The sequence below is a fragment of the Mycobacterium sp. genome (assembly GCF_035314905.1).
Classification (GTDB): domain Bacteria; phylum Actinomycetota; class Actinomycetes; order Mycobacteriales; family Mycobacteriaceae; genus Mycobacterium.
Window position 1 is genome coordinate 1 of sequence record NZ_DATFYW010000086.1, and the last position, 11,197, is coordinate 11,197.

Genomic DNA, 11,197 nt, shown 5'->3' on the forward strand with positions numbered 1-11,197 from the left:
CGGGAACATTCACCCTTGGCGGCGACCTCACCGTCAACCGGCTCGGGTTCGGGGCGATGCGGCTAACGGGCAGGGGTGTCTGGGGGCCGCCCGACGACCACGACGAATGCATCCGCGTGCTGCGCCGCGCGGTCGAACTCGGCGTCAACTTCATCGACACCGCGGACTCGTATGGTCCGTTCGACTCCGAGGAATTGATCCACGAGGCATTGCACCCCTATCCGGAGCACCTCGTCATCGCCACCAAAGCCGGCCTGGTGCGCACCGGGCCGGACGAGTGGCACCCACTGGGCTTTCCGCCATATCTGCGCCAGGAGTGCGAAACAAGCCTGCGCCGCCTCGGCGTCGACCGTATCGATCTGTTCCAGCTGCACCGCATCGACTCCAAGTTCCCCGCGGAGGATCAGGTCGGCGAGCTGCTCGCGCTGCAGCAGGAGGGCAAGATTCGCCACATCGGGCTCTCCGAGGTCAACGTCGAGCAGCTCGCAGCCGCACAGAACATCGCGACAATCGTCTCGGTGCAGAACATGTACAACATCACCGCCCGGACGGCGGAACCGGTGCTGGAAAGCTGCGAGTCCCAGGGTCTCGGGTTCATCCCGTGGTTCCCGCTGGCCGCCGGGCCGCTGGCCGCGCCCGGCGGCCCGTTGCAGCGCATCGCCGAGAGGCATCACGCCAGCCCGTCGCAACTTGCTCTGGCGTGGCTGCTCAAGCGTTCGCCGGTGATGTTGCCGATCCCAGGCACATCCAAGGTGGCCCACCTCGAGGAGAACGTCGCCGCCGCCGAAATCACGCTGAGCGGCCAGGAATTCGAAGAGCTCAGCAACGCGGCCGCTGCCAGGAAGCTCGCGTAGCCGGCGGGCGGTGCGGGAATCCCACCAGGGGGGCAATACGGTGGCCGGATGGCCACCGAAGAACCTGTCGAGAAACATCGCGGCGGCGGGTTCAACCCGCCGGAGCCCACCACCCGCGGGGGGCCGGACTACGGCAGGTTCGTCGAAGCAGTCCGCACGCTGCAGGACCACGCCCGCGCCGTGGATGCACCCGACGAGGTGATCAGCGAGGCCGCCGACCTGATTGAGAACGTGTCCACGCTGCTCTCCCGGTACTACGCCGACGAATGGAGCTCGCCGTCGGGTCGGCGCATGGACCTGCCCAACCGCGGCAACATCCTGCAGGTGCCGGTCATGCTCGCGAAGACCGACGACGGGCGCATTCGCGGAACGGCGACGTTTCGCCGCTATCACCTCGGCCGCAACGGCGCGGTCCACGGCGGCGCGCTCGGGCTGCTGTTCGATTCCGCGCTGGGCTACGCGGCTTCCAAGCTCACGAGGAGCCCCTACCAACGCACAGCGTTCCTGCACATCAACTATCGCAAGATCGTGCCGATCGAGAAGAAACTGCAGATCGAGGCCGGCATCGAACGCATCGACGGGCGCAAGATCTTCGTCGAGGGGCGACTACTCGACGGCGACACGCCGCTCACAGATGCCGAGGCGCTGTTCGTCAAGTTGCGCCCCGGTCAGCCCTGAGGCAGCGCTTCGCGGCTTGGGGCGGTGACCCTCTTCACCGATAGCATGGTCCGCGATCGTCAACATCCGTCAGCTTGGAGAAACGCGATGAGCACCGCAGCCAGCACCGCCCCCGCAGCCCCGATCAGGGTCGCTGCCGGGACGACCGCGGCCACGGCGGTGCGCGAGGCGGGCCTGCCCGGCCGGGGTTCGCCGGACGCGATCGTCGTCGTGCGTGACGCCGACGGGCGGCTGCGCGACCTGAGCTGGACGCCCGACACCGACGTCGAGGTGACACCCGTCGCGGCGAACACCGAGGACGGCCGCAGCGTCATCCGCCACTCGACCGCCCACGTGCTGGCGCAGGCCGTCCAGGACCTGTTCCCGCAGGCGAAGCTCGGCATCGGCCCACCGATTTCGGATGGCTTCTACTACGACTTCGACGTACCGGAGGCCTTCACGCCTGAGGACCTAGAAGCGCTCGAAAAGCGGATGCGCCAGATCGTCAAGAAAGGCCAGCTGTTCTCGCGTCGGGTCTTCGAATCCATCAACCAGGCCCGCGAAGAGCTGGCCGACGAGCCGTACAAGCTCGAGCTCGTCGACGACAAGTCCGGCGATCCCGAGGTGATGGAGGTCGGCGGCGACGAGCTGACCGCCTACGACAACCTGAATCCCCGCACACGGGAACGCGAATGGGCCGACCTGTGTCGCGGGCCGCACATCCCGACGACGCGGTACATCCCGGCGTTCAAGCTCACGCGCAGCTCGGCGGCGTACTGGCGCGGCAATCAGGACAACGCCAGCCTGCAGCGGATCTACGGCACGGCCTGGGAATCCCAGGAGGCGTTGGACCGCCACCTGGAGCTGATCGAGGAGGCGCAGCGCCGCGATCACCGCAGGATCGGCGTCGAGCTCGACCTGTTCAGCTTTCCCGACGAAATCGGTTCGGGCCTTGCGGTATTCCACCCCAGGGGGGGAATCGTGCGCACCGAGATGGAGGAGTACTCGCGCCGGAAGCACCTCGAGGCCGGTTACCAGTTCGTCAACACCCCGCACATCACCAAGGCGCAGCTGTTCCACACCTCAGGTCACCTGGACTGGTACGCCGACGGCATGTTCCCACCGATGCACCTCGACGCCGAGTACAACGACGACGGCACAGTGCGCAAGCCCGGTCAGGACTATTACCTCAAGCCGATGAACTGCCCGATGCACATCCTGGTCTACCGGTCCCGAGGGCGGTCGTATCGGGAACTTCCGTTGCGGCTCTTCGAATTCGGCACTGTGTACCGCTACGAGAAGTCCGGCGTGGTGCACGGGCTGACCAGGGCGCGCGGCTTCACGATGGACGATTCGCACATCTTCACCACCCGCGAGCAGATGCGCGACGAGCTCGCCTCGCTGCTGCGGTTCGTCCTGGCCCTGCTCGGCGATTACGGCCTGACCAACTTCTATCTGGAGCTGTCCACCAAGGACCCGGACAAGTTCGTCGGCTCGGAAGAGGACTGGGAGGAGGCCACCAACACGCTGGCCGAGGTGGCCGAAGGGTCGGGTTTGGACCTGGTGCCCGATCCGGGCGGCGCGGCGTTCTACGGCCCGAAGATCTCAGTGCAGGCCAAGGACGCGCTGGGCCGGACGTGGCAGATGTCCACGATTCAGTTGGACTTCAACTTCCCGGAACGGTTCGACCTGGAGTACACCGCCGCAGACGGCACGCGACGGCGTCCGGTGATGATTCACCGTGCGCTGTTCGGGTCGATCGAGCGGTTCTTCGGCATCCTCACCGAGCACTACGCCGGTGCGTTCCCGGCATGGCTGTCGCCGGTGCAGGCGGTCGGCATCCCCATCGCCGACGAGCACGTGCCGTATCTGGAAAGTGTCGCAGCCGAGCTCAAGTCTCGTGGTGTACGAGTCGATGTGGACGCCACTGACGACCGCATGGCCAAGAAGATCGTCAATCACACGAACCAGAAGGTGCCGTTCATGCTGCTTGCCGGCGACCGCGACGTCGAGGCCGACGCGGTCAGCTTCCGGTTCCGCGACCGCACGCAAATCAACGGTGTGCCGCGCGGGGAAGCGGTCGAGGCAATCGTGAACTGGATCCACAATCGCGAGAACGCTTCTCCCACCGCGGAATTGTTCAAGCCGGGTGACACGAGGTGAGCGAAGAGCGCAGCGACGCGTCTGGTGACCGCACAATTGCCGACCACGGTGTGGGGGAGCCTGACCACCTGCAGCGGCTGTGGACGCCGTACCGCATGAACTACATCGCCGAGGCGCCGGTGAAGCGTGACCCGTCCTCGGTGCCGCAGCCGTTCACCGACATCCCGACGCTCCCGGACGAGGACGGGCTAGTCGTGGCCCGCGGAGAGCAGGTCTACGTCGTGCTCAACCTCTATCCCTACAACCCGGGTCACCTGATGGTGGTGCCATATCGCCGGGTGTCGGAACTGGAGGACCTCAGCGAGGCCGAAAGCGCGGAGTTGATGGCGTTCACGCAGAAGGCGATTCGCGTGATCAAGGCCGTTTCGCGGCCGATGGGGTTCAACGTCGGGCTCAATTTGGGCAAGGTGTCGGGCGGGTCGCTCGCCGAGCACCTGCACATGCACGTCGTGCCACGGTGGATCGGCGACGCGAACTTCATCACCATCATCGGCGGCTCGAAGATCATCCCGCAGTTGCTGCGTGAAACCCGGCAGTTGCTCGCGACGGAATGGGCAAATCAGCCGTGAGCAACTTCTACTTGATGACCCGAGCGGCGTACGTCAAGCTCAGCACGCCGGTCGCGAAGGCAGCGTTGCGCGCTGGACTCACACCCGACGGCGTGACGATCATCGGCACCGCCGCCTCGGTGATCGGGGCGTTGACACTGTTCCCGATCGGGCGGTTGTTCTGGGGCGGGCTGGTGGTCTCGTTCTTCGTGCTGGCGGACATGCTCGACGGCGCGATGGCACGCGTCAGGGGTGGCGGCACGAGATTCGGCACGGTGCTGGATGCCACCTGCGACCGAATCAGTGACGGCGCGGTGTTCTCCGGGCTGCTGTGGTGGGCGGCGTTCGGCCTCAAGAGCGCTCCGCTGGTGGTCGCGACGCTGATCTGCCTGGTCACCTCGCAGGTGATCTCATACATCAAGGCACGCGCAGAAGCCAGCGGCCTGCGCGGCGGCGGCGGCATCATCGAGCGCCCGGAGCGGCTGACCATCGTGCTGCTCGGTGCGTGGCTGTCCGACCTGCCGTTCTTCCCGCTGCCATCGGCGCTGCACATCGCGATGTGGCTGCTCGCGGTGCTGAGCATGATCACGGTCGGGCAGCGGCTGCACACCGTGCGGACGTCACCCGGGGCGATGGACAAGCTCGAGCAGCCGGAAAAGCCGGAGACGAGCGAGCCGTGATCAGCGCCCCCTCGGCACCACGGCCGGCTCGAAGCGGCCGCGCCGTGCTGGGCCGACACCTCACCGACTGGGGTTTTGTCGCAGGATGGTTGATGGTGCGGGCGATGCCGGACGTTCTCGCGCGCAACGCTTTTGACGCCGGCGCGTGGTACGCCGCCCGAGGCGGGGGACCGGAGCAGCTTCGCAAGAACCTGGCGCGTGTGATCGGCGTCACACCCAGGGAGGTGCCCGACGCGCTGATCCGCGCCTCGTTGGCGTCCTATGCGCGGTATTGGCGCGAGGCGTTCCGGCTGCCGACGATGGACCACCAGGCGCTCGGGGAGCGGCTCAACGAAGCGGTGCAGGGCGACGAGCACCTGTACGCGGCACTGGACGCCGGCCGCGGCGCGGTGGCGGCGCTGCCGCACAGCGGCAACTGGGACATGGCGGGAGTGTGGCTGGTCCACGTGCAAGGCACCTTCACGACGGTCGCCGAAAGACTCAAACCCGAGTCGCTGTACCGGCGGTTCATCGCCTACCGCGAAAGCCTTGGGTTCGAGGTGCTGCCCCTGTCCGGCGGGGAGCGCCCGCCGTACGAGGTGCTGGCAGAGCGGCTCCGGGCGAACCGGGCGGTCTGCCTGATGGCCGAGCGCGACCTCACCCGCAGCGGGGTGGAGGTTCAGTTTTTCGGGGAACCCACACGGATGCCGGCCGGACCCGCGCGGCTGGCCATCGAGACCGGCGCCGCACTGCTGCCCGTGCACTGCTGGTATGAGACAAGCGGGATGGGCATCAAATTCCACCCGCCGCTGGACACGAGCACGGGCGACGTCGCCCTCGTCACGCAGGCGCTGGCCGACCAGTTCGCCGGTGACATCGCCGGGCACCCCGCCGACTGGCACATGATGCAGCCGCAGTGGCTGGCCGACCTGCCCGCCGAGCGCAGAGCCCACCTGCGGGGAGACAATCCGTAAATGCGCATCGGGATGGTGTGCCCGTACTCGTTCGACGTACCCGGTGGCGTCCAGTCGCACGTGTTGCAGTTGGCGGAGGTGATGCGGGCGCGTCACCACGAGGTCAGCGTGCTGGCACCGTCGTCACCCCACGTGGAGCTGCCCGATTACGTCGTCTCTGGCGGCAAGGCCGTGCCCATCCCGTACAACGGGTCGGTCGCACGGCTGCGGTTCGGCCCCGCCACGCACCGGAAGGTGAAGCGCTGGTTGGCCGAGGGCAACTTCGACGTGCTGCACCTGCACGAGCCAAACGCGCCAAGCTTGTCGATGCTCGCGCTGATGATCGCGGAGGGCCCGATCGTCGCGACGTTTCACACCTCGACCACCAAGTCGTTGACGCTCAGCTTCTTCGAACCGATCCTGCGGCCCTGGCACGAGAAAATCGTCGGCCGCATCGCGGTGTCGGACCTGGCCCGACGCTGGCAGATGGAGGCGCTCGGCTCTGATGCGGTCGAGATCCCCAACGGTGTCGACGTCGCGTCGTTCGCCAACGCGCCGCCGCTGGACGGCTATCCGCGGTCCGGCAAGACAGTGCTTTTCCTCGGCCGGTTCAACGAACCCCGCAAGGGCATGGCGGTGCTGCTGCGCGCGCTGCCCGCGCTGGTCGAGCGGTTTCCGGAGCTGCAGGTGCTGATCGTCGGCCGGGGGGACCAGGAGGAGTTGCGCAAAGAGGCCGGGGCGCTGGCGGGTCACCTTCGGTTCCTCGGCCAGGTCGACGACGACGAGAAGGCATCGGCGCTGCGGAGCGCCGATGTGTACTGCGCACCCAACACCGGCGGGGAAAGCTTCGGCATCGTGCTCGTCGAGGCGATGGCCGCCGGGACACCGGTCGTGGCCAATGACCTCGACGCGTTCCGCCGGGTATTGCTCGACGGGAAGGCGGGCCGCCTGGTGCCGGTCGATGACGCCGGTGCGCTCGCCGAGGGAATCAGCGAGCTCCTCGAGTACGACGAGCTGCGGTCCCGCTACGTCGAGGTGGCCACGGCCGCGGTGCGCCAATACGACTGGTCGGTGGTGGCCCAGCAGATCATGCGGGTGTACGAAACCGTCGCCGGCACGGGCGCCAAGGTCCAGGTGGCCAGTTGATCACCTGGGCGGCGATCCTTCTCGCGCTGGTCATCGTCGCGGTCGTCGCGGTCGCGGCGTGGGCGTACCAGACGGCCAACCGGCTGGACCGGTTGCACGTGCGCTACGACCTGTCATGGCAGGCCCTCGATGCGGCGCTGGCCCGTCGCGCGGTGGTGGCCCGCGCGGTGGCCGCCGACGCCTACCGTGACACACCGCAGGGCAAACGCCTTGTCGCGTTGGCCGATGCCGCCGAGCGTTCGCCGCGTGCGGCGCGTGAAACCGCCGAGAACGAGCTGTCGGCCGAGTTGGCGATGGTGGACACGACCTCGCTGCGGCCTGCGTCGATCGCCGAGGTCGCCGACGCCGAGGCGCGGGTGCTGCTCGCGCGCCGGTTCCACAACGACGCGGTCCGCGACACGCTGGCACTGCGGGAGCGGCGTCCGGTGCGGTGGCTGCGGCTGGGCGGGCACGCCCCGCTGCCCACCTATTTCGAGATCGCCGAACGAGCCGAGTCCGCGCGGGCAGGCGACTCGGGCGTTGTCAACGTCCGCACGTCGGCGCGCATCGTGTTGCTCGACGAGGGCGGCAGTGTGCTGCTGTTCTGCGGCTCCGACCCAGCCGTCGCCGACGGTGGCGCACCGAAATGGTGGTTCACGGTCGGTGGCCAGGCCCGCGAAGGGGAGAGGCTCCCGGAGGCGGCCGCGCGGGAGCTGCTCGAGGAGACCGGCTTGCGGGCGGACCCCGCTGCGATGATCGGGCCGGTCTGGCAGCGCGACGCGATCATCGACTTCAACAACGCGGTCATCCGCAGCCGCGAGCTGTTCTTCGTGCACCGCACGCGCCGTTTCGAGCCGTCCACCTCGGGCCACACGGCCCTCGAGCGTCGCTACATCCACGGCCACCGCTGGTGCGACGCCGACGACATCGCCTGCCTGGTCGCCGCGGGCGAGGCGGTGTATCCGCGACAGCTCGGTGAACTGCTCGCCGAAGCGAACGCACTGGCAGACGCGGCCGACCTGACGCCGCCCGAACCGCAGCCGATCAGATGACTGCGCGGCTGCCGGTCAACGGCTCGATTCGCGCAGGGACGTGCTTGTGCCACGGTGTGCCGGCGAAGGAGTCGCGCCAACCGGTCGCGGTGAGCCTATTAGGGGCAACACCCGGGATCAGCGAACGACCGTCGTCGTCGGTGAAATCGAGGCCGTAGCCGTTCGGCAACGAGGCGTGCCCCGGAAGCATTGCCTGGCTGATCTCGACACTGGCCTCCGCGCTTCCGGCCGCGGTCGTGATGCGCGCGCGGCCCCCGTCGACCAGTCCGAGCGCGTCGGCATCCTCCACACTGACGCGCAGAGCCCCGTCCGCGTCGCGCTTGCGCCAGGCCGGATCGCGGAAGATGTCGTTGGCGGTGTACGCCCGGCGCTCTCCGGCGGAGAGCACGATCGGGAACTCTGGGGTCGTCAATTTTGGCTTGGCGTCGAGCAGACCGCGGATCTCGTCGAGCATTTCGGGCATGTCCAGGGCGATCTTGTGGTCCTGGTGGCTGATCAGATCGAAGTCGTCCGCGTAGTCGTGCGCCGTGAAAGTGACGCCCGAGCGGCTCTCGAGAATCGCGTCGAACAACGCGTTGCCGTCAACGTGGCCGGCGCGACGGACAGCCTCGGGGTAGGTCATGGCCGCCTTCTGGGCAAGCCCCCACAGCGCAGCCGCACCGGCGAGACCGTCGGGCAACGTGGGTCCCAGCGTCTCGTACAGCACGACCGGGCCCACTTTGCCCAACATCGGGTTGGTGCTGACGGCCTCCAGGAAGGCCTGCGCATACGCCGCCCGGCCCGCGGCCGCTGCCTCGCGGAGCGGCTTCAGGTCGGCGTCGTCGACGACCCCGAGGGCCCGCACCAGCCGCGCCCAGATCTCGGGCTCTGCGAGCGTGCCCGGGTGCGGCTCCAGCAGCGGATGGCGGAGTTGAAAAGTGTTTCGAGGGAATTCGAAATTGAAAAACGTCGCCTCCGGCTTCTCGTACTGGGTGGCGGCGGGAAGAACGTAATGGGCGAGTCGGGCCGTTTCGGTCATCGCGACGTCGATGACGACAAGCAGCTCCAGCGATTCGAATGCCGCGCGGCACGAAGCGGAGTCGGCCACAGAGTGGGCAGGGTTGCTGCTTTCGACGATCATCGCGCGGAAGCGGTCTGGATGGTCGGACAGGATCTCTTGCGGCACAGCATTGCTCGGCACAAGCCCGGCGATCACGGGGGCACCGGTCACAGGCGTGCGGCCGACCTCCGGGGCATGGCGGAACAGCGGGCCGAATGAGGAATGCAGGTGCTGGCCGCCACGTTTGGCGAAGCTGCCGGTGAGAATCCACAGCAGCTTGTTGAGGTACGAGCAGAGCGTGCTGTTGGGTGCCTGTTGAATGCCGAGATCCTCGAATACCGCCACGCTTTCAGCGCCCGCCATGCGCCGCGCAGCCGCACGCAGAAGTTCACCATCGACGCCGCAACGCTGCGCATAGTCGTCGACCGGTACATCGCGCAGCACCGCCCGCACCGCGTCTGTGCCGCTGACGTGTCGGGTCAAGAACGCCTCGTCGCACAGGTCTTCCTGCACGAGCAGCGCCGCCAGGGCCGCCAGACACCACGCGTCTGTCCCCGGCCGCACCCGCAGGTGGAAGTCGGCCATCTTGGCCGTATCGGTGACCACGGGATCGATGACGATCATCGCGCGGCGCGGGTCCTTGGCGATCTCGTTGAGGACAACCCTGGCACGCGGAAAGCTCTGCGACATCCACGGGTTCTTTCCGACGAACACCGACACCTCGGCATGTTCGAACTCGCCCCGGGTGTGGCCGCCATAGAAGTGAGCGTCCACCCAGGCCTCGCCCGTTTTCTCCTGCGCGAGCGCATTCGAGCGGTAGCGAGAACCGATCGCCCTGAGGAATGCGCCGGCGTACGCGCCGCCGAGGTGGTTGCCCTGCCCGCCGCCGCCGTAGTAGAAGATCTTCTCCCCGCCGTAGTTGTCACGAATCCGCCGGAAACCGTCGGCGACCTCGGCAATGGCGATGTCCCAGTCAATCTCCTCGTAGGTGCCATCGGGTCGACGGCGCATCGGGGAGGTCAGGCGATTGCCGTTGTTCTGGTAATGATCGAGCCGCAGTGCCTTGTTGCAGGTGTACCCCTGGGATGCAGGATGTGCTTTGTCGCCGCGGATGTGGGCCAGCTTGCGGCCGTCCAGTTGCACGACGATGCCGCAGTTGCATTCGCACAGGATGCAGGCCGTTGACTGCCATTCACCGGTCATCGCTGTTGGTTCCTTTCGGAGGCCTCGGCGCGCAGCAGTGCTCGCAGCTGGCGGTGGACAAGGTCGAGGGGTTTGACGTCGCGCGATGCGCGGGCGACGACGATAGCCCCCTCGATGGAGGTGATGATGAGCATCGCCAGCTCCTCGGCGCGCGAGGCGGCAACGCCGTCGGCCAGGAGCCGTTGGGTGATCAGCTCGGTCCAGCGACCGAATACCTGTGCGGCCCGCTCAATCACCGGCTTTGTCCGGCCGGGCTCGTCCGGATCACCGGCCTCGACCGCGACCGCGACGACCGGACACCCCGCCCGGTAGCCGGTGCGGGGCAGCTGCTCCCGGTAATGCTGGACCAGGGCATCGAGCACGTCGAGGCCTCGCTGCCCCGTCGTGATCTTCGCGGCGACATAGTCGCCCGCGTAATCGACGGCCTCACATAACAGTTGCGTGCGGCCGCCAGGGAAATAGTGATACGCCGATCCCCGAGGTGCGCCGCTGTGGCGGAGCACGTCGGCGATCGCGGTCGGGTGCGCACCGCGTTCCCGGATCAGCAGTGCGGCCGATATCACCATGCGCTCACGCGGACTTGCCATCCGTCAGCGTCCCTTTGCGCGGATCTCTACGCTCAACGTGGTATATATGTTGACATACATAACGCGGGCTGTCCACCGGGTTTGATGCTGTTCGCGCACGCGCTCATCGGGTAAGTAATCCGTTGGCGCTTACCCACTAGACTGGGGCGGTACCAGGCATTACCGACAAGAGGGGCAACAGTGGACACCGCGGCTCACCCGAACGGGTCGGGGCAGACCGGAACCGCCCGGGTCAAGCGTGGAATGGCCGAAATGCTCAAGGGCGGCGTGATCATGGACGTCGTCACTCCGGAGCAGGCCCGCATCGCCGAGGGCGCGGGTGCCGTGGCGGTGATGGCGCTCGAGCGGGTGCCCGCC

The 11,197-nt window shown here is 67.5% G+C and carries 10 protein-coding genes and 1 pseudogene; 9 read left to right on the forward strand and 2 right to left on the reverse strand.

Features of this window, described 5'->3' with window-relative positions:
• From VKG81_RS06415 to VKG81_RS06450, 8 genes are all read left to right on the forward strand, one after another.
• Positions 1 to 854: aldo/keto reductase (locus VKG81_RS06415; protein ID WP_324395001.1), on the forward strand; the 854-nt coding region annotated here is incomplete at its 5' end.
• Between the two features lie 48 nt (positions 855 to 902).
• Positions 903 to 1,532: a PaaI family thioesterase gene (locus tag VKG81_RS06420; protein ID WP_324395002.1), complete on the forward strand. Its 630-nt coding sequence runs from the start codon at positions 903 to 905 to the stop codon at positions 1,530 to 1,532.
• An 87-nt stretch (positions 1,533 to 1,619) separates the two neighbouring features.
• A complete protein-coding gene (gene thrS / locus VKG81_RS06425; RefSeq protein ID WP_324395003.1) occupies positions 1,620 to 3,674 on the forward strand; it encodes a threonine--tRNA ligase in 2,055 nt (684 codons plus the stop codon).
• A complete protein-coding gene (locus tag VKG81_RS06430) occupies positions 3,671 to 4,243 on the forward strand; it encodes an HIT domain-containing protein (protein ID WP_324395004.1) in 573 nt (190 codons plus the stop codon). Before thrS ends, VKG81_RS06430 begins: the two co-directional genes overlap by 4 nt.
• On the forward strand, positions 4,240 to 4,902 hold the full coding sequence (gene pgsA / locus VKG81_RS06435; RefSeq protein WP_324395005.1) for a phosphatidylinositol phosphate synthase: 663 nt from the start codon (positions 4,240 to 4,242) through the stop codon (positions 4,900 to 4,902). The genes VKG81_RS06430 and pgsA overlap by 4 nt, the downstream gene beginning before the upstream one ends.
• Entirely contained in the window at positions 4,899 to 5,855 is a 957-nt protein-coding gene (locus tag VKG81_RS06440) for a phosphatidylinositol mannoside acyltransferase (protein WP_414685183.1), read from the forward strand. Before pgsA ends, VKG81_RS06440 begins: the two co-directional genes overlap by 4 nt.
• Positions 5,856 to 6,980, forward strand: coding sequence for a glycosyltransferase family 4 protein (locus VKG81_RS06445; protein ID WP_324395006.1), 1,125 nt, complete (start codon positions 5,856 to 5,858; stop codon positions 6,978 to 6,980).
• Complete coding sequence (locus VKG81_RS06450; RefSeq protein ID WP_324395007.1) at positions 6,977 to 8,011, forward strand: NUDIX hydrolase; 1,035 nt, start codon at positions 6,977 to 6,979, stop codon at positions 8,009 to 8,011. Before VKG81_RS06445 ends, VKG81_RS06450 begins: the two co-directional genes overlap by 4 nt.
• On the opposite strand, the gene VKG81_RS06455 is transcribed toward VKG81_RS06450, so the two are convergent.
• Entirely contained in the window at positions 8,004 to 10,253 is a 2,250-nt protein-coding gene (locus VKG81_RS06455) for a molybdopterin-dependent oxidoreductase (RefSeq protein WP_324395008.1), read from the reverse strand. The genes VKG81_RS06450 and VKG81_RS06455 overlap by 8 nt on opposite strands.
• Positions 10,250 to 10,840, reverse strand: coding sequence for a TetR/AcrR family transcriptional regulator (locus VKG81_RS06460; RefSeq protein ID WP_324395009.1), 591 nt, complete (start codon positions 10,838 to 10,840; stop codon positions 10,250 to 10,252). Before VKG81_RS06460 ends, VKG81_RS06455 begins: the two co-directional genes overlap by 4 nt.
• A 180-nt stretch (positions 10,841 to 11,020) precedes the next feature.
• Here VKG81_RS06460 and VKG81_RS06465 point away from each other — a divergent pair.
• A pseudogene (locus VKG81_RS06465) lies at positions 11,021 to 11,197 on the forward strand (pyridoxal 5'-phosphate synthase lyase subunit PdxS); the annotation flags it as partial.